This window comes from Mycobacterium sp. 1165178.9 (assembly GCF_001673555.1).
GTDB lineage: Bacteria > Actinomycetota > Actinomycetes > Mycobacteriales > Mycobacteriaceae > Mycobacterium.
Map to the genome: position 1 here is coordinate 1 of NZ_LZMB01000046.1, position 17,925 is coordinate 17,925.

Consider the following 17,925-nt stretch of genomic DNA (forward strand, 5'->3'; position numbering starts at 1 on the left):
GCTGACCAGGCCGGCGATCGCGCCGTACTCGTCGACGAGAAGAGCCATGTGGTTGCGGTCGCGCTGCATTTCCCGCAGCAACGAGTCCAGCGGTTTGGAGTCTGGCACGAAGACCGCCGGGCGCATCACTTTCGACACCGGCGGGGTCCGGCCGCCGTCGCCAGACAAGACCGTCTGCTGGACAAGGTCTTTCAAATACACGACGCCGACGATGTCGTCGACGTTCTCGCCGATCACGGGGATGCGGGAAATGCAGCGCGACCGCAACCACATGGCTCTTCTCGTCGACGAGTACGGCGCGATCGCCGGCCTGGTCAGCATCGAAGACGTGCTGGAAGAAATCGTCGGTGAGATCGCCGACGAGTACGACGAGGCGGAGACGGCGCCGGTCGAAGAATTGGGCGACAAGCACTTCCGGGTGTCGGCGCGGTTGCCGATCGAAGACCTGGGCGAGCTGTATGACGTGGAATTCGACGACGATCTCGACGTCGACACCGTGGGCGGCCTGCTCGCACTGGAATTGGGGCGGGTGCCGCTGCCGGGCGCCGAGGTGGTTTCACACGGTCTGCGACTACGGGCCGAAGGCGGCACTGATCACCGCGGTCGGGTGCGGATCAACACCGTCCTGCTCAGCCCGGTCGAATCCGACGCATCATCCGATGGCGAGGATTCGGCGCAGCATGACTGAATTTCGTTCCGGCTTCGTGTGTTTGGTCGGCCGCCCCAACACCGGGAAATCGACGCTGACGAACGCGCTCGTCGGGAGCAAGGTCGCGATCACCTCGATGCGGCCACAGACCACTCGGCACACCATCCGCGGCATCGTGCATCGAGACGACTTCCAGATCATCCTGGTCGACACGCCGGGTCTGCACCGCCCGCGCACCCTGTTGGGCCAGCGTCTGAACGACCTTGTGCGCGATACGTATTCCGAGGTCGATGTGATCGGGCTATGCATTCCGGCCGACGAAGCGATCGGCCCGGGGGACCGGTGGATCGTCGAACAGATCCGCTCGACCGCGCCGAAGACGACTCTGGTCGCGATCGTCACCAAGATCGACAAGACGCCCAGAGATCGGGTAGCCGCACAGCTGGTGGCGGTCAGCGAGCTGGTCGGTGGCTCGGCCGAAATCGTCCCGGTGTCGGCGGCGACCGGGGCGCAGGTCGACGTCTTGATCGACGTGCTGGCCGCCGCACTGCCGCCCGGGCCGGCGTACTACCCCGACGGTGAGCTGACCGACGAGCCCGAAGAGGTCCTGATGGCCGAGCTCATCCGGGAGGCCGCCCTCGAGGGTGTTCGCGACGAGCTGCCCCACTCGTTGGCGGTGGTCATCGACGAAGTCAATCCGCGTGCGGACCGTGACGACCTGATCGACGTCCACGCTCTGCTTTACGTCGAACGCGACAGCCAAAAGGGGATCGTCATCGGCAAGGGCGGCGCCCGGCTGCGCGAGGTGGGTACCGCCGCGCGCGCCCAGATCGAAAAATTGTTGGGCACCAAGGTGTACCTCGACCTGCGCGTCAAGGTCGCCAAGAACTGGCAAAGTGACCCGAAACAGCTTGGCCGACTCGGGTTTTAACGGCACCGCCCGGCCGGCGCCCGAACACACCGCGGCCGGCGTCCGACCGTCGCCCGTCCGCGGCGCGCCCACGACCATGAGGCGAGTTTCATTCGTGCTAGCGCCGGTGCTAGCGCAATTGGAAAGGACCGTATGCCAGGCGCACGCTAAGCATGTGGCGCATGTGAATGTCGTTGCGCATGGCCACGTCAGGCCAGCACCCGAATAGTTTTCAACGGCGGGTGCGTCCGGATGCTTATCCCAGGCTTCTTCGACCTGTGCGGCGAGGGCGGATGCGAAAAGTGGTGCTCGGCATCCCATTGGGGAGTGATCCAGCTCGGCTGCACACCGGAGAAGATCAGCCCCGGCCACAATCGACTTATGGCTGTCACGGCTTACCAGCAGGGTGCCGTCACCGCCGGCGACGGCCATCATCGCCGCCCTGACCGAGAGTCAGCTGCCACAGGTGGAAAACCAGGCCATCTTGGCGCCCACCGCTTCGGTCATCAGGTCCTCGGCGTGCTTCAAATATTGGTTGCTGGTTCTGCGGTCATCGAGCCCGCCGCTGGCCAGCACGTCATCGAGGAATGGTTCGCGGCCCAGAACCTCCAGGACGCGGTCGTCGGTGCCGCGACCCTGTCGGTGGCCCGGTGGCGTGAATCCGTAGCGGTTCTTGGCCCGATAATCGGCCAGCGCATCGAGCAGGGGGAGCGGTCGATTGGTCCATCGCCGACGAGTACCCGAGTTGTCAGCGGCTAATTCCCGGAGGCGCCGGACGCGTCGGTGGTCTGGTCCCACCACGACTGGGGCTGTTCGCTGGCCCATCCGCAGACGGCCTCCAGCTCGGCGGCCAGCGAAATCAGCATGCCCTCGCTGTTCGCCGGACCCATCAGCTGCACACCGATCGGCAAGCCGTCGGACGTGAAGCCGGCCGGGACGTTGATCGACGGCCAGCCCAGGACGTTCCACGGGAATGTCAGCGGACACGCCGCGATCATGGCGCGGTCGGTGCCAAACCCACTCAACCGGTCGAAGGCGCGCGCCAGTGGCGGCGGTTGGGCCGTGGTCGGCGCCAACACGACGTCGACGATGTCGAAGATCGAGCCGACCCGTCGCTGGTCTTCCGCTTCGTGGCGGCGCGCGCTACGCAAAATCGCCTGCCCCAGCACGGCACCCAAGCGGAGGTTGGACAGGGTGCGGGGGTCCAGCACGACGCCGTCGCCCAGCCTTTCCTCCCAATCCCGGAGGCCCGAGGTGGATCGGGCGAGGAAGTCCCAGGACAGCCGCATCCCGTAGTCCGGGTTGCCGGGCACCACGGTGTGGCCGAGCAGTTCGAGTTGCTTGCCGACGGCTCGCGTCGCGGCCAGGATCTCCGGGTGCAGCTTCGGCCGGAAGCCGGTGTACGGGAACCGGGTGGACAGCGCGATGTTCAGCGGGCCGGGCGCTTTGCCCACATAATCGGACGCGGTAATCGGGGGCGGCTTGTGCCGATCGCCCTCGACGTTGCCGGATGCGGCGTCGAGCACCAACGCCGCGTCAGCCACGGTCCGGGCCAGCACGCCGTTGACCGTGATGCCGTTGAACGCCTCCGGCAGCGGCCAGGTCGAGATGCGTCCACGCTGCGGCTTGATGCCCACCAGGTGCGTCCACGCCGCCGGGATGCGGATACTGCCGGCGCCCTCCGAGCCGATCGCGGCGGTGACCAAGCCGGCCGCCACCGCCGCGGCGCTGCCGCCCGACGATCCGCCGGGGGTGTGCCGGCGCGACCAGGGGTTGCGGGTATGCCCGAAACCGGGCCCGCTGGTGAACGGCCATTGGCCGAGCTCGCAGGTGTTCGTCTTGCCGACGATCACGGCGCCGGCCGCCTTGAGTCGGCGCACCACCTCGGCGTCGTGCGTGGCCGGCGCGACCGATCCCTCGGTCCCGAAGGCGGTGGGCACCCCGGCGACGTCGACGTCGTCTTTCACCGCGATCGGGATTCCCAGCAGGGGGGCGGTGTCCCCTGCCGCGCGCCGCCGGTCGGCCTCCGCCGCGTCGGCCAGTGCCGACTCGGTGAGCACCACCCGGAAGGCGTTCAGCGTGGGCTGGCTGGCATGGATGGCGTGCAGGGAGCGACCGACCAGTGTGGTGGACGTCACCGAGCGGCTGGCCAGCTGATAGAGCAGGTCAGTGAGTGTGGGCAGGCGTCGGTGGCCGGATCCGGCAATGGACCCAGGACCCAACCCAGAAGCGCCAATCACGGGGTACGAGACTAACGGCGCGGATACCCGTAATGTCGCGGCGGGGTGCAAAACTATTGTGATGCGGCTATACCGAGACCGAGCTGTTGTGTTGCGCCAGCACAAGCTCGGCGAAGCCGACCGGATCGTCACCTTGCTTACTCGGGATCACGGGCTGGTTCGCGCGGTCGCCAAGGGTGTGCGCCGGACCCGCAGCAAATTCGGTGCCCGGCTGGAGCCGTTTGCGCACATAGATGCGCAACTACACCCCGGCCGCAACCTCGACATCGTCACCCAGGTCGTCTCCATCGACGCGTTCGCCACCGACATCGTCAACGACTACGGCCGTTACACCTGCGCCTGCGCCATGCTGGAAACCGCTGAACGCCTCGCCGGCGAGGAGCGGGCGCCCGCCCCGTCCCTGCACGGGCTCACGGTGAGCGCATTGCGGGCGGTGGCCGACGGCCGACGGTCCAGGGACCTCCTGCTGGATGCCTATCTGCTGCGCGCGATGGGCATCGCCGGATGGGCGCCGGCGCTGGGCGAGTGCGCCCGTTGCGCCACGCCCGGCCCGCATCGGGCGTTCCACGTCGGCGCCGGCGGCAGCGTATGCGCACACTGCCGCCCGGCCGGTTCGACGACGCCACCCCCGGGGGTGCTGGACCTGATGTCCGCGCTCCACGACGGCGATTGGGACTTCGCCGAAAAAACGCCGCAATCGCATCGCAACTACGTCAGCGGTCTGGTGGCCGCGCACCTGCAGTGGCATTTGGAGCGCCAGCTCAAGACGTTGCCACTCGTGGAACGGACATATCACGTCGATCGCACCATCGCCGAACAGCGCGCGGCGCTGATCGGGCAGGATATGGACTGTGGCTAAACTCTGGGCCGGCGGCTCTGGTCGAAAGGCCGAGCTCCTCACGGCGTCAGCCGATTTCCCGCAGCTGCCCCCCGCTCCCGACGACTATCCGGTGTTTCCCGACACGTCGACCTGGCCGGTCGTCTTTCCGGAGCTGCCGCCCTCGCCCGACGGGGGGCCGTGCCGCCCCCCACAGCACATCTCCAAGGCGGCCCCGCCCAGAATCGAGGCCGCCCGACTGCCCAATCATGTGGCCATCGTGATGGACGGCAACGGCCGCTGGGCCACCCAACAGGGGCTTACCCGCACCGACGGCCACAAGGCTGGCGAGGCGGTAGTTATCGATATCGTCTGCGGTGCAATCGAACTCGGCATCAAATGGCTCAGCCTCTACGCCTTCTCCACGGAAAACTGGAAGCGTTCCCCCGAGGAGGTCCGCTTCCTGATGGGGTTCAACCGCGACGTGGTGCGCATGCGCCGGGTGAACCTGAAGACCATCGGAGTCAAGATCCGGTGGGTGGGATCGCGGCCACGCCTGTGGCGCAGCGTGATCAATGAATTGGCGATCGCGGAGGAGATGACCAAGGACAACGACGTCATCACCGTGAACTACTGCGTCAACTACGGTGGGCGCGCCGAAATCGCGGAGGCCACAAAGGAAATCGCGCGCCTGGCCGCCGCAGGCCGGCTGAACCCGGAGCGCATCAGCGAGTCGACCGTGTCACACCACCTGCAGCGGCCCGACATTCCCGACGTGGATTTGTTCCTGCGGACCTCGGGGGAGCATCGATCCAGCAATTTCATGCTGTGGCAGGCCGCGTACGCCGAGTACGTTTTTCAGGACAAGCTGTGGCCCGACTACGACCGCCGCGACCTATGGGCGGCGTGTGAGGAATACGCTTCTCGCAACCGTAGATTCGGGAGCGCCTAATGCCGTCGTTACAGGAACGGCTGGCGTCGATACTCGGCGACGTCCTTCCGCTCGAGGAGGAGCCCGACGGCGCGGTCACGGTGCGCCACGACGGCACCATCGCCTCGTTGCGGGTGGTGAACATCGCCGAGGGCCTCGATTTGGTGTCGCTCACCCAGATCTTGGCGTGGGATCTGCCGCTGACCAAGAAGGTCAGCGAGCAGGTCGCCGCGCAGGCCCGCGACAGCAATTTCGGCAGTGTGAGCCTGATCGAGAAACTCAGTGATAAGGCCGTGCAACGTAATTCGGGGAAGGGCGCGTCCAAGACCGCCGACGTGATGCTGCGCTACAACTTTCCCGGTGGCGGCCTGACCGACGAAGCCCTCAGGACGCTGATCCTGTTGGTGCTGGATACCGGCGCCGGGATACGCCGGAAGCTGATGGCGTAGTCGGCTATCGGCCGTTGCAATCCGAACAGGTACCGAAGATTTCGATGGTGTGACTGACGTCGGAGAAGCCATGCTTGGCGGCCACTTGCGACGCCCATTCCTCGACCTCGTGATCGCCGACCTCGATGGTGGCGCCGCAGCTGCGGCAGACCAGGTGGTGGTGATGGTGCTCGGAACACCTGCGGTAGACCGACTCACCGGTGTCGGTGCGCAGCGTGTCGATCATCCCGGCCGCGGCCATCGACTGCAGCGTCCGGTAAACGGTGGTCAAGCCGATGTTCTCGCCGCGGCGGCGCAGCTCGTCATGCAGCTCTTGGGCCGAGCGGAACTCGTCGAGCGTCTCCAGCAGCGTGGAGATCGCCGCACGCTGTCGGGTGGAACGGACGCTGGTTCCGGTCATTGACGCGGCTCCTCACTGGCGTGCGCGACGGCGTCCACCACAATGTGCGCGAGGTGATGATCGGCGAGCCGGTACAGCACTTCGCGACCCGATCGCTCCCCGGTGACCACCCCGGCCGCCTTCAAAATCTTCAGGTGCTGGCTGACCAGGGGCTGGGGCACGCCGAGCGCATCCACTAGCTCGTGCACGCAGCGATGGGACTCGCGTAACTGCAACACGATGGCGATTCGCACGGGCGCGGCCAGCGCGCGCAACAATTCACCGGCGGCATCGAGGATCTCCCGCGGCGGCGGGACGGGGTATGCGGCCGAACCGGAGTGCCCACCGGCGCCCAGCGCGGCTGGATCGTGGCCGACCACCCCCAGGTCCGCGTCGCCGTCGCTGGCGGCCGGCATCGAGGCAGAAGCTGACGGGGACGTCATCATGGGAGCGGCATCACCTCGAAAAGTGCCAGGTAGTGGGAAAAGTATCGCCATTGGATATCGTTGTCGGCTGCCATCCACTGTCACATGCATGATGACGCATGTCAAAGACCGCGGCGTCGATCGCTACCATGACTGATGCTCTGCGCACCGCGGTTGATCCCGCGCGTGCCCGCCCGAACCCGGAAAGGGAGTGCACCGCCCCGTGGCGTCCGTCATCGACACCGTAGTGAACCTGGCCAAACGGCGCGGCTTCGTCTTCCCCTCGGGAGAGATCTACGGCGGCACCCGGTCGGCGTGGGACTACGGCCCGCTCGGCGTGGAGTTCAAAGAGAACATCAAACGGCAGTGGTGGCGCTCGGTGGTCAGCGGTCGCGACGACGTCGTGGGCCTGGATTCATCGATCATCTTGCCGCGGCAAGTGTGGGTTGCCTCCGGCCATGTCGACGTCTTCCATGACCCGCTGGTCGAGTCGTTGATCACCCACAAGCGCTACCGCGCCGACCATCTCATCGAGGCGTACGAAGCCAAACACGGGCACCCGCCGCCCAACGGTCTGGCCGATATCCGCGACCCGGAGACCGGCGAGCCGGGCCAGTGGACCGAGCCGCGTGAATTCAACATGATGCTCAAGACCTACCTGGGTCCGATCGAGACCGAGGAGGGCCTGCACTATCTGCGCCCGGAGACCGCGCAGGGCATCTTCGTCAACTTCGCCAACGTGGTGACGACCGCCCGCAAGAAGCCGCCTTTCGGTATCGGCCAGATCGGCAAGAGTTTTCGCAACGAGATCACCCCGGGCAACTTCATTTTCCGGACCCGCGAGTTCGAACAAATGGAAATGGAGTTCTTCGTCGAGCCGTCGACCGCGAAGGAATGGCATCAGTACTGGATCGACAGCCGGCTGCAATGGTATGTCGAGCTGGGCATCGACCCCGAGAACTTGCGGTTATTTGAACATCCGGCCGACAAGCTGTCGCACTACTCCGATCGCACCGTCGATATCGAGTACAAGTTCGGTTTCGCCGGCAACCCGTGGGGTGAGTTGGAAGGTGTAGCCAACCGCACCGATTTCGACCTGTCGACGCATGCGAAGCATTCCGGCGTCGACCTGTCGTTCTACGACCAGGTCACGGACACCCGGTACACGCCGTATGTCATCGAGCCGGCGGCCGGCCTGACGCGGTCGTTCATGGCGTTCTTGATCGACGCGTACGTAGAGGACGAAGCCCCGAATGCCAAGGGCAAGATGGAGAAACGCACGGTTCTGCGCCTCGACCCGCGCCTGTCTCCGGTCAAGGCTGCGGTGCTTCCGTTGTCCCGCCACGCCGACTTGAGTCCCAAGGCGCGAGACTTAGCCGCCGAATTGCGCAAATTCTGGAATATCGATTTCGACGACGCCGGCGCGATCGGGCGACGTTATCGGCGCCAGGACGAGATTGGCACACCGTTCTGCGTGACGGTCGATTTCGACTCGCTCGAGGACGACGCCGTGACGGTGCGCCAGCGCGACGACATGTCCCAGGAGCGGGTCGCGATGAATGCCGTCTCCGAGTATTTGGCGGTGCGCCTCAAGGGCGCTTAATCGCCCACCCGCGTCCCGTCATTTCTCTGACCGGCACATCCGGTCCGCGCGCCCGGGTGGCGATGCGTCGTCACTGACGCCGGGGTTTGCGAAATATGGGCTGTGGAAAATTCGGCCTTTCCCATGAGGGTGCCTTAAGATCCACTTCTGGGGCATAAGTAGGTAGCTAATGGCTGCGGGCGGATGTCGAGCCGTCCGGGGCTGTAGCCGTTGACTCGGTCGGTTGGGGTTGCGATTGATTCCCGCGTTTGTGTTCTTCCCTCCGGAGATCAACTCGGCCTTGATATTTGGCGGCCCGGGATCCGGGCCTCTGTTCGAGGCGGCCTCGGCCTGGGATGGGCTCGCGGCCGAGCTGTCGTCCTCGGCATCGTCTTTCAACACCGTGGTTTCGGATTTGGCCAGTGGTCCCTGGCTGGGGCCGTCGTCGACATCGATGACCGCGGCCGCGGCGCCCTACGTGGAATGGCTGCTGCTCGCTGCGGCACAGGCAGAGGTGGCGGCCTTGCAGGCCCGGATGGCGGCCCTGGCCTTCGAGGGGGCTTTGGTGGCGACGGTGCCGCTGCCGGAGGTGCTGGCGAATCGGGCCAGGCTGCTCGTCTTGATCGCGACGAACTTTTTGGGCCTGAACACCGCGGCGATCGCACAGACCGAGCTCGAGTACGTCGAGATGTGGGCGCAGGACGTGGCGGCGATGTTGGGCTATCAGACCGGGGCTCAAACGATGGCACAGGCATTGCCGAATTTCGGCGTGCCGCCCGCGGTTCTCGGGGATGGCGCACCATCGGCGGATGTGGCGGACCTGGCCGGAATGGTGACCGCACCCCTGAGTTTTGCGTCTCAGTTCTTCCAGGGCTTGTCCTCTCTGGGCACCGCGTTCGCCACCCAGCTGCAATCGGTGTTTTCCGCGCTCCCGCCGGCCGTCTCGTCGTTGACCTCGCTGATTTCGTCGACGCCGGCGGCCGCATTGACGACCGCCGCGCAGGCGGGAGCGTACCCGGCAACCGCGTTGATGACGCCCATGGTGACGCTCGCCCAAAGTGCCGGCCCGGCGGCGTCACCCGCATCGGCGTCGTCGCTGGCACCGGCGTCGCCCGGTGCGACCAGCGCGCCGCTCAACGCGCCGCATAGCGCGGGTAGCGCGCTAACCGACCTTCAGCCGTTGGCCGGTGGGGGGCTGGGCGCCCTGAGTGTGGCGACGGCGGGTCTAGGTAGTGCGCGCTTCGTCGGATCGATGTCCGTGCCGGCCGCGTGGGAAGGGTCGATGCCGGCTTACATCGCCGCTCCGGCGATGTCGGGTGTGGGCCCTGAAGCGCCGGTTGCGGCGGCAACCGGTCCGGGCAGTGGCGTGCCGATGGCGGCGGTGCCGGTGGACGAGAAGAGCCCCGAGGGCGAGGACCGCGGGACGAGGGCGCAGGTGGTCAGGTCTCGTCCCAAAGTGGTTCCGCGCGGCCGGCCGGGATAACGCGACGGTGCTGCTGTTGCAGACGTGGATATTGTGCAAGCGGCGAGAATTCAAACTTTTGGATTTGTCGACATGCGCGGCAACAAGCGTGGTGTCGCGACGCGGAATTCATCTGATGTGCCCGGTCCACTCGTTCACCGGAAGAGCCGGACGAGAAGCGACTACCGCGACACAGGGAACAACCTCCCCCCGTATCGAAGTCGGCCCTCTGTTGCATCCTTAATTTGTTGTGCCTGAACAGATTTCGGATCGGCGACCTATCGCACAAACCTTCGAATCAGACGTCGGACACCCGGCGTCGTCCATGCGGGTGACGGCGCCGGCCCGCCTGCGGTCGCGCGGCGCGAGACGGTGTCGCGCACCGTTGGAGCATGTGCTCGACAAAGATAAATGCCGGCAACGTCCGCATATTTTCTTCATTTTGTCTTACGATGTGAATCGGTTGGTGTGATTTCGATTCGCCACAGCGCCCGAACGTTCTAATCGGCTGTGGAAGGGGGCGAGCATGCTTTTGCCTCTCCGTTCGCCGTTGCCGGATGACACGGTGTCGGCAGTTCGAGGTGAGTCCGGCATGCTCGGCGGCCTGTCCGTTCCGCTCAGGTGGGGCGTGGTCGTCCCGCCAGATGACTACGACCATTGGGCGCCCAAGCCGGAAGTCAACGCCGAAGCTCTCGACGAGGCGGTCGACGGTTCCCGTCCGGCAACGGCTACGGATGGTGCGCGTAGCGGGTGGGAAGGCGATGCCGCGCCACGAACCCCGGGCGTGATACCGCATTCCCCGGCGGCCGGTTGAGGCCGGGCAAAGCCCAAAGCCGCTGCGATCACCGGCGTTAGCCGCTGCTCAGAATCGGCCGCCGCCACCCATGAAACCGCCGCCGGACGCACTTGGGCTGCCGCCGAACGAGGTCGGGCTCCAGCCGCCGAATCCGCCCCGCATGCCTCCGCCCAGGACGTTGCCGATGATGATCCCGCCGAGCATCGCACCCATGTCGCTGCCGCCGCGGCCCACGTAGGAGCGCTGGGCCAGTTGCACGTCGTCGTTGGCCAGGGACTGCGCCGTGGCAGCCAGCGTCGATGCCGCATTCGCGTGCGCGATCGCCTCGGTCGGGAGTGTTGATCGTTTGTCCTGCGCCGCTTGGAGATGCCGCTTGGCTTCGGCCAGCCGGGTGCGCGCCTCGGGACCGATGCTGCCCCGGCGCGTGTCGACGTAGTCCGATGCCGCACGCACCCGCGACTGCGCGGTGAACAACGCCTGCTCCAATGACCGGTTCAGCTGTTCGGCAGCGGCCTGCTCCTGGGCCAGGGTGGCGAGTAGTCCATTGAGGCCGGCATCCGCCTTGGTCAGCTGTCCGAACTCGCCCAGCGGATCGTCGGAAGCACCGGCTCGTGCGCTTTCGACGGCCCTGATGGCCGCGTCGCGCGCCGCGACCAGATCACCGGCGTGCGCAGTTTTGACGTTCGAGGTCTTCTGCAGCAGTTCGTCTGCGCGCGTGATGTCGTTCTGGATGTCGGTCATCGCCGACGGCAGCCGGTCGATGGCGTGCTGAATGTCGACGGCCGCGTGGTCGACCGCGTCGAGCAACGCGCGCGCTTGGCCCAGCGCTGACTCGGCGGCCCGGACGCCGTCGACCAGACGGGATTGCTGTCCGCTGACGGCCTGGGCGGCAAGCTCACGGGCAGTGCCGATGTTGCGGTCGGCGAACGCCAACCGTTCCTTGGCGGTCGTGACATTGCCGGACACCGACGTCAGCGCGGCAGCGCTGAAGTCCTTGTGCAGTGCGGCAAGTCGTTGTTCGGCCGGCCCGAGGCGGGTGGTGAGTTCCACGTACTGCTGTGTCAGTGAGTCAAGGCGGGCAGGGGCATTGATCACCAAATCGCGCAGCTTCTCGAACGCCTCGGTTTGGGACTCCAGTTCGCGGTCGGCGCGCGCCGCCGAGACGACCACCCGGGTGAGCAGGTCACGGCGCTGCGCCGGTGTCTCGGGCAGCGCGTCGTCGAGTTGCTGCCGGATCGTGAATGCCTGGGACAGAGCCGCTTTGGCGTTCGTCACTGCCTGGGTGAAGGGCTGGGTGCGGTCTTCGCCGAATTCGGCGACAGCCAGATCCAATTCGTTGGCGCTGGTGCGTATCGCGTTGTCGACGTCCACCACCAGTGCGCGGGAGAGATCGTCGAGTGCCTGCGGCGGCACCTGCGCCAGCGCGTTGGCGTCGGTGGGATCGACTCGGCGTGCCGCGGCCAACGCAGCCGCGCGGCGGCGCCCGCCCCGATAACGCATGACCAGCAACAGGACTGCCAGCGCGATGAGAATGCCCGCCAACACGGCCAGCAGCGCCACTCGGCCCGACGAGCCCGGCGAGGTGTCCAGCCCGTCGGCCGCCGCCGCGGCGGCGCCGCTCCAGTCGCCGTTGTGCAGGGCGGGCTCGATCCTGTTGCGCCGCAACTTGTCGACCTGATTTGCGTTGACGCTCTTGATCGTGGACGGCACCAGGAAGGCATACTCACGGCTGGTGGTGCCGACGGCGAGCAGCGCGTCGTAGTCGCCGAGGTTGCTGCTGCTCACGGCGCGTCGTGCCCATTCGGCCGCGGGCTGCCCGGAGAAGTTGTCGACGTAGACCACCCACAGCCGGATGTGGCGGTCGGTGTACAGCTTGTCCAGGGCGGAGTTGACCGCGCTGCGCCCGGAATCCGACAGCGCTCCCGCGTTGTCAGTGATGTAGTCGGCCAACCGGAATGGTGGCTGCGCGCCGGCGGACGGCGCCAGCAGCAACGCGCCGTTGAAGCCGACCGTGAGGATCGTCGCGATCACGGCGATCAGGCGAGCGGTGCGCATAGGGCCAATCTAGCCCCGCGACGACGCAGGCCAGTAGGTCTGATGGGGAGGGGGCAGCTAGGCGCAGCCCCGCCACGACACACGCCAGCAGGCTCTGAGTCGGGCCGGACTTCGGCGGGCAATCCCTGGCAGACTGTGCGACGGTGGCCGGGAATCAGCACGATCCATACGACGACTTCGACCGTCAGCGACGGGTGGCCGAAGCGCCGAAGACTGCGGGCCTGCCGGGTACCGAGGGTCAGCACCGCACCGACTTCGCCCGCGATCGCGCGCGGGTTCTGCACAGCGCCGCGTTGCGCCGATTGGCCGACAAAACTCAGGTGGTGGGGCCCCGAGAGGGTGACACACCGCGCACCCGGTTGACGCACTCGCTCGAAGTGGCCCAGATCGGGCGCGGGATGGCGATCGGGCTGGGCTGCGACCTCGACCTGGTCGAGCTGGCGGGACTGGCGCACGACATCGGCCACCCGCCCTACGGCCACAACGGTGAAAGCGCGCTCGACGAGGTCGCAACGGACTATGGCGGCTTTGAGGGCAATGCGCAGAATTTTCGAATCCTGACCAGCCTTGAGCCCAAAGTCCTTGATGCTCAAGGCAATAGTGCGGGGCTGAATTTGACTCGCGCGTCGCTGGACGCGGTCACCAAGTATCCGTGGCCCCGTGGCGACGGGCAACGCAAGTTCGGGTTTTACGACGACGACCGCGAGCCGGCCGCCTGGGTTCGGGCGGGTGCGCCCGAGGGCCGGATGTGCCTGGAGGCCCAGGTCATGGACTGGGCCGACGATGTGGCGTATTCGGTGCACGATGTCGAGGACGGCGTGGTGTCGCAACGCATCGACCTGCGGGTGCTTGCCGACGATGACGAGGCCGCTGCTTTGGCCGCGCTGGGCGCGACCGAATTTTCCCGGGTGCGCGCCGACGACTTCATGGCGGCCGCGCGGCGGCTCTCGGCCCTGCCGGTGGTCGCGGCCGTCGGCAAGTACGACGCCACGCTGGCGGCTTCGGTCGCGCTGAAGCGATTGACCAGTGAGTTGGTCGGCAGGTTCGCCTCCGCGGCCATCGCCACCACCCGCGCTGCGGCCGGTCCCGGACCCCTGGTGCGTTACCGGGCCGAGTTGCAGGTTCCCGACCTGGTACGTGCCGAGGTCGCCGTGCTGAAAATCCTGGCGCTGCAATTCATCATGTCTGATCCGCGGCATCAGGAAACCCAAGCCGGACAGCGTGAACGCATCCATCGCGTGGCGCACTGGCTGTACGCCGGGGCGCCCCGAACGCTCGACCCGGTCTTTGCTGCGGCCTTCAACACCGCTCCCGACGACGCCGGCCGGTGGCGGGTCATCGTCGATCAGATCGCGTCGTACACCGAGGGCCGGCTCGAACGGATCGACGTCCGCCAGGTGCGGCCGTAGTCGCCCGTGGGCATCAAGTCGTCCGGTCCGGGAATCAGCGGAGCCGCCGCGAGTTAGGCTCCCCGACATGAAGAAATTCAGCGGCTCGCCCTTTGTGGCCTCCATCTTGATGGGGCTTCCCGTCATCGCCATGACTGCCTGCAGTTCACCGCAGCACGCGAGCACCCAGCCGGGCACCACGCCTCCGGTGAAAAGTGGCGCTCCGACATCGTCTGGTGAGTCGACCACCCCGGCACCCGCCGGCGGCTCGCTCAGTGCGGAGCTGAAGACGCCCGACGGTCGCTCGGCGGCCACCGCGACCTTCGACTTCACCGGCGGCTATGTGACCGTCACCGTGAAGACGGCGGCGCCCGGCATCCTGACGCCCGGCATCCACGGCCTGCACGTGCACGAGATCGGCAAGTGCGAGCCGAACTCGGTGGCTCCCACCGGCGGTGCACCCGGGAACTTCCTGTCCGCCGGCGGTCATTACCAGGCCCCCGGCCACACCGGTAAGCCGGAAAGCGGCGATCTGGCGTCGCTCGAGGTCCGCCAGGATGGCTCCGCGTATCTGGTCACCACCACCGATTCGTTCAACCGGGACGATCTGCTGGCGGGCAACAAGACCGCCTTGATGCTGCACGGCGCCCAGGACACCGAGAACGCGATGGATCGGGTCGCCTGCGGTGTCATCGGTACCGGCTAGCTTTCGGCGTCGCACCTTAGACTGAGCCGATGTCAAGCCCGGCAGGTTCGCGCGCGGAGGGCGATGGCCGCGCCCGGGGTCGCGGCCGGATCCCCGACCGCGATATCGCGGCCATCCGCGAACGGGTGCGCATCGATGAAGTCATCGGCGACTACGTCCAGTTGCGGCGTGCCGGCGCCGATTCGCTCAAAGGCCTGTGCCCATTCCACGACGAAAAGTCGCCGTCGTTTCACGTCCGCCCCAACCACGGCCACTTTCACTGCTTCGGCTGTGGCGAGGGCGGCGACGTCTACGCGTTCATCCAGAAGATCGAACACGCCAGCTTCGTCGAAGCCGTCGAACTGCTGGCCGACCGGATCGGCCACACCATCAATTACTCCGGCTCGGCCACCAGCGTGCAACGCGACCGCGGTAGCCGCAGCAGGCTCGTCGCGGCCAACGCGGCGGCGGCGGAGTTCTATGCGGCCGCGCTGGAATCCGACGAGGCCGCCCCGGCCCGGCAGTACCTGACCGAGCGAAACTTCGACGCCGACGCGGCCCGTCACTTCGGTTGCGGCTTTGCGCCATCGGGCTGGGATTCGCTGACGAAGCATCTGGTGCGCAAGGGGTTTGAGTTCAAAGAACTGGAAGCGGCCGGACTGTCGCGGCAGGGGCGCCGCGGACCGATGGACCGCTTCCACCGCCGGTTGTTGTGGCCCATCCGGAGCTCGGCCGGCGAGGTGATCGGTTTCGGTGCCCGGCGGCTGTTCGACGACGACCCGATGGAAGCCAAGTACATCAACACGCCCGAGACGCTGCTGTACAAGAAGTCGAACGTGATGTTCGGCATCGACTTGGCCAAACGCGACATCGCCAAGGGCCACCAGGCCGTCGTCGTCGAGGGCTACACCGACGTGATGGCGATGCATCTGAGCGGGGTCACCACCGCGGTCGCCTCGTGCGGCACCGCGTTCGGCGACGAGCATCTGTCGATGCTGCGCCGACTGATGATGGACGACAGCTTCTTTCGCGGCGAACTGATCTACGTTTTCGACGGTGATGCCGCCGGGCGGGCCGCCGCGCTCAAGGCGTTCGGCGGCGAGCAGAATCTGGCGGGCCAGTCGTTTGTGGCCGTCGCGCCCGACGGCATGGATCCCTGCGATCTGCGGCTGCAATCCGGCGACGGCGCGCTGCGCGATCTGGTGGCGCGGCGGACGCCGCTGTTCGAATTCGCGATTCGCTCGGCGCTCGCCGAGATGGATCTGGACAGTGCCGAGGGCCGGGTTGCGGCGCTGCGCCGCTGCGTGCCGATGGTGAGCCAGATCAAGGACCCCACCCTGCGCGACGAGTACGCCCGTCAGCTGGCGGGGTGGGTCGGCTGGGACGACGTCGCGCAGGTCATCGACCGGGTACGCAGCCAGGCCAAAACCACCAACATGCAGGCGCGCGGCGGTTCGGCGCCCAGGGCTTCCCGCCGCGCGGCCGAGCCGGCCCCGGATGCGGCCCACGCCGCCGCCGGCCGTCCGGACCCGCGTGACCCCACCCTGTGGCCACAACGGGAGGCGCTCAAAGCGGCCCTGCAGTACCCGGCGTTCGCGGGGCCGGTGTTCGACACGCTGACCGTCGAAAGCTTCACCCATCCCGGATACGCGGCCATCCGTGCGGCCATCGAGACCGCGGGCGGTACGTCGAGCGGGATCACCGGCGCGCAGTGGATCGAGGCGGTGCGTGATCAGGCCTCCTCGCCTCTGACGGCCGGCCTTGCCAGCGAGCTGGGTGTGGAGGTCATCCAGGTCGACGAGGAGAAGCTGCCGCGCTACATCGGCGGCGTGCTGGCCCGGCTGCAAGAGGTGTGGATGGGCCGGCAGATCGCCGAAGTGAAGTCGAAGCTGCAGCGCATGTCGCCGATCGACCAGGGCGACGAGTACCACGCCCTATTCGGCGACCTGGTGGCGATGGAGTCCTACCGGCGCAGTCTGTTGGAGCAGGCTAGCGGCGGCGATTAGACGGCGCCAGCGCGTCGTCGGTTGAGTCCTCGACGTCGCGTTCCATGATGGCCGTCTGGTCGTCGATCTCCGTCAGCGTGACGAAACCGGCGTCGGGGGAGATCCGATTCGCGACCTTGCGGCGTCCCCCCTCGATCATCGACTTGGCCATCGGACTGCTGGTCAGCGCGCGATAAGTGCCGACGAGCTGCTCGTACCGGCGACGGCCGGCCTTCGAGCCCAGCACGTAACCCAGTCCAAGCACCACGACATACCGGATCAAAGCGTTCCTCCCGACGATCGATGGCTTCCATCCTGCCTCACCGGCCGGCGGCCCGCTGCGCCGCGCTGGCGATCGGGGCGGTCCACGCTAGTTGGGTGCGGTCGCGCCAGTACGCTAGAGTCGTCCCGCGATCGGGTTAGTCCCCTGTAGCTCAATTGGCAGAGCATTCGGCTGTTAACCGAAGGGTTCCTGGTTCGAGTCCAGGCGGGGGAGCATTTCTTAGCCGACGGCGGCCTGATGTGCCGTCTGCCCCGGGGTGGGCAACAAGCCCAGATGCTCGCGCAACGTGTGGCCGCGGTATTCGGTACGGAAGCTGCCCCGCTCCTGCAGCAGCGGGACCACCTTGTCGACGAACTCGTCGAGGCCGTGCGGCGTCAGGTGGGGCACCAGGATGAAGCCGTCGCAGGCATCCGACTGCACATAGCGATCGATCTCCTCGGCCACCTGCGCCGGAGTCCCGACGAACTGCTGGCGGCTTGTCACTTCGATGATCAGCTGGCGGATCGACAGGTGCTCGGCTTCGGCTCGGGCGCGCCAGGTTTGGGCGACCGTCCTGGGGTCGCCGTGCCGTACCCGCCCTCGGGTGATGTTCGGGTTCTCGACGGGCTCAACGTCGGGCAGCGGCCCGTCGGGGTCGTAGGCCGAAAGGTCCACGCCCCATACCTGTTCGAGGAACGCGATCGCGGTGGGGCCGCTGACCTGCTGCTCGCGGATGTAACGGGCGTTGTCCTGGGCCTCGGCGGGGGAGTCACCCAGCGCGAACGTCGCGCCGGGCAGCACCTTGAGCTGGTTGGGGTCCCGCCCGTAGACCGCGGCACGGCTCTTCACGTCCGCGTAGTAGCGTTGGCCCACCTCGAGCGACCCGTGCAAGGTGAACAGGGCGTCGGCG

Annotated in this window: 16 protein-coding genes, 1 tRNA gene and 3 pseudogenes; 12 read left to right on the forward strand and 8 right to left on the reverse strand. The window is 66.9% G+C overall.

Features of this window, described 5'->3' with window-relative positions; genetic code table 11:
• A pseudogene (locus A5652_RS02430) lies at positions 1 to 249 on the reverse strand (CBS domain-containing protein); the annotation flags it as partial.
• Here A5652_RS02430 and A5652_RS02435 point away from each other — a divergent pair.
• Both A5652_RS02435 and era read left to right on the forward strand, forming a co-directional pair.
• Positions 242 to 688, forward strand: a pseudogene (locus A5652_RS02435) (transporter associated domain-containing protein); the annotation flags it as partial. The pseudogenes A5652_RS02430 and A5652_RS02435 sit on opposite strands and share 8 nt — an antisense overlap.
• On the forward strand, positions 681 to 1,580 hold the full coding sequence (gene era / locus A5652_RS02440) for a GTPase Era (protein WP_067346275.1): 900 nt from the start codon (positions 681 to 683) through the stop codon (positions 1,578 to 1,580). The pseudogene A5652_RS02435 and the gene era, both read left to right, overlap by 8 nt.
• A 222-nt stretch (positions 1,581 to 1,802) precedes the next feature.
• Here era and A5652_RS26340 read toward each other — a convergent pair.
• Positions 1,803 to 2,286, reverse strand: a pseudogene (locus tag A5652_RS26340) (ornithine decarboxylase); the annotation flags it as partial.
• A gap of 28 nt (positions 2,287 to 2,314) precedes the next feature.
• Complete coding sequence (locus tag A5652_RS02450; RefSeq protein ID WP_067346279.1) at positions 2,315 to 3,799, reverse strand: amidase; 1,485 nt, start codon at positions 3,797 to 3,799, stop codon at positions 2,315 to 2,317.
• A gap of 61 nt (positions 3,800 to 3,860) precedes the next feature.
• On the opposite strand from A5652_RS02450, the gene recO reads away from it, so the two are divergent.
• The 3 genes from recO to A5652_RS02465 are packed head-to-tail and all read left to right on the forward strand — an operon-like array spanning position 3,861 to position 5,996.
• Positions 3,861 to 4,658, forward strand: a complete 798-nt coding sequence (gene recO / locus A5652_RS02455) for a DNA repair protein RecO (protein ID WP_067346281.1) — start codon at positions 3,861 to 3,863, stop codon at positions 4,656 to 4,658.
• The gene (locus A5652_RS02460; protein WP_082983743.1) at positions 4,651 to 5,568 is read left to right on the forward strand and encodes a decaprenyl diphosphate synthase; all 918 of its coding nucleotides are present in this window, start codon (positions 4,651 to 4,653) and stop codon (positions 5,566 to 5,568) included. Before recO ends, A5652_RS02460 begins: the two co-directional genes overlap by 8 nt.
• Positions 5,568 to 5,996 carry a hypothetical protein gene (locus A5652_RS02465; protein WP_067346283.1) on the forward strand — a complete coding sequence of 143 codons (429 nt, stop codon included), beginning with the start codon at positions 5,568 to 5,570 and terminating at the stop codon, positions 5,994 to 5,996. Before A5652_RS02460 ends, A5652_RS02465 begins: the two co-directional genes overlap by 1 nt.
• A 4-nt stretch (positions 5,997 to 6,000) precedes the next feature.
• Here the strand turns inward: A5652_RS02465 and A5652_RS02470 are convergent, their stop codons facing one another.
• Positions 6,001 to 6,396: a Fur family transcriptional regulator gene (locus tag A5652_RS02470; protein WP_067346285.1), complete on the reverse strand. Its 396-nt coding sequence runs from the start codon at positions 6,394 to 6,396 to the stop codon at positions 6,001 to 6,003.
• Entirely contained in the window at positions 6,393 to 6,821 is a 429-nt protein-coding gene (locus A5652_RS02475) for an ArsR/SmtB family transcription factor (protein WP_369805729.1), read from the reverse strand. Before A5652_RS02475 ends, A5652_RS02470 begins: the two co-directional genes overlap by 4 nt.
• 190 nt (positions 6,822 to 7,011) lie before the next feature.
• Here A5652_RS02475 and A5652_RS02480 point away from each other — a divergent pair, with 190 nt between their 5' ends.
• The 3 genes from A5652_RS02480 to A5652_RS26345 all read left to right on the forward strand — a co-directional run bounded on the left by A5652_RS02480 (position 7,012) and on the right by A5652_RS26345 (position 10,658).
• Positions 7,012 to 8,403 carry a glycine--tRNA ligase gene (locus A5652_RS02480; protein ID WP_067346289.1) on the forward strand — a complete coding sequence of 464 codons (1,392 nt, stop codon included), beginning with the start codon at positions 7,012 to 7,014 and terminating at the stop codon, positions 8,401 to 8,403.
• A 235-nt stretch (positions 8,404 to 8,638) separates the two neighbouring features.
• A complete protein-coding gene (locus A5652_RS02485) occupies positions 8,639 to 9,865 on the forward strand; it encodes a PPE family protein (protein ID WP_067346290.1) in 1,227 nt (408 codons plus the stop codon).
• A 505-nt stretch (positions 9,866 to 10,370) separates the two neighbouring features.
• Positions 10,371 to 10,658 (forward strand): hypothetical protein, encoded by a 288-nt coding sequence (locus A5652_RS26345; RefSeq protein WP_232001069.1) that lies wholly within the window; start codon positions 10,371 to 10,373, stop codon positions 10,656 to 10,658.
• A gap of 48 nt (positions 10,659 to 10,706) precedes the next feature.
• On the opposite strand, the gene A5652_RS02490 is transcribed toward A5652_RS26345, so the two are convergent.
• Positions 10,707 to 12,695, reverse strand: a complete 1,989-nt coding sequence (locus A5652_RS02490) for a TPM domain-containing protein (protein ID WP_067346293.1) — start codon at positions 12,693 to 12,695, stop codon at positions 10,707 to 10,709.
• A 143-nt stretch (positions 12,696 to 12,838) separates the two neighbouring features.
• Here A5652_RS02490 and A5652_RS02495 point away from each other — a divergent pair, with 143 nt between their 5' ends.
• The 3 genes from A5652_RS02495 (at position 12,839) to dnaG (ending at position 16,774) form a co-directional block, all read left to right on the forward strand.
• Entirely contained in the window at positions 12,839 to 14,104 is a 1,266-nt protein-coding gene (locus A5652_RS02495; RefSeq protein ID WP_067346295.1) for a deoxyguanosinetriphosphate triphosphohydrolase, read from the forward strand.
• Between the two features lie 67 nt (positions 14,105 to 14,171).
• On the forward strand, positions 14,172 to 14,789 hold the full coding sequence (locus A5652_RS02500) for a superoxide dismutase family protein (RefSeq protein WP_067346298.1): 618 nt from the start codon (positions 14,172 to 14,174) through the stop codon (positions 14,787 to 14,789).
• A gap of 29 nt (positions 14,790 to 14,818) precedes the next feature.
• Positions 14,819 to 16,774, forward strand: a complete 1,956-nt coding sequence (dnaG, locus tag A5652_RS02505) for a DNA primase (RefSeq protein ID WP_067346301.1) — start codon at positions 14,819 to 14,821, stop codon at positions 16,772 to 16,774.
• Here dnaG and A5652_RS02510 read toward each other — a convergent pair.
• The gene (locus A5652_RS02510; RefSeq protein ID WP_067346303.1) at positions 16,758 to 17,036 is read right to left on the reverse strand and encodes a hypothetical protein; all 279 of its coding nucleotides are present in this window, start codon (positions 17,034 to 17,036) and stop codon (positions 16,758 to 16,760) included. The genes dnaG and A5652_RS02510 overlap by 17 nt on opposite strands.
• Before the next feature lie 140 nt (positions 17,037 to 17,176).
• Here A5652_RS02510 and A5652_RS02515 point away from each other — a divergent pair.
• A tRNA-Asn gene (locus tag A5652_RS02515) sits at positions 17,177 to 17,249 on the forward strand.
• A 6-nt stretch (positions 17,250 to 17,255) separates the two neighbouring features.
• Here A5652_RS02515 and A5652_RS02520 read toward each other — a convergent pair.
• Positions 17,256 to 17,925: LLM class flavin-dependent oxidoreductase (locus A5652_RS02520; RefSeq protein WP_156745115.1), on the reverse strand; the 670-nt coding region annotated here is incomplete at its 5' end.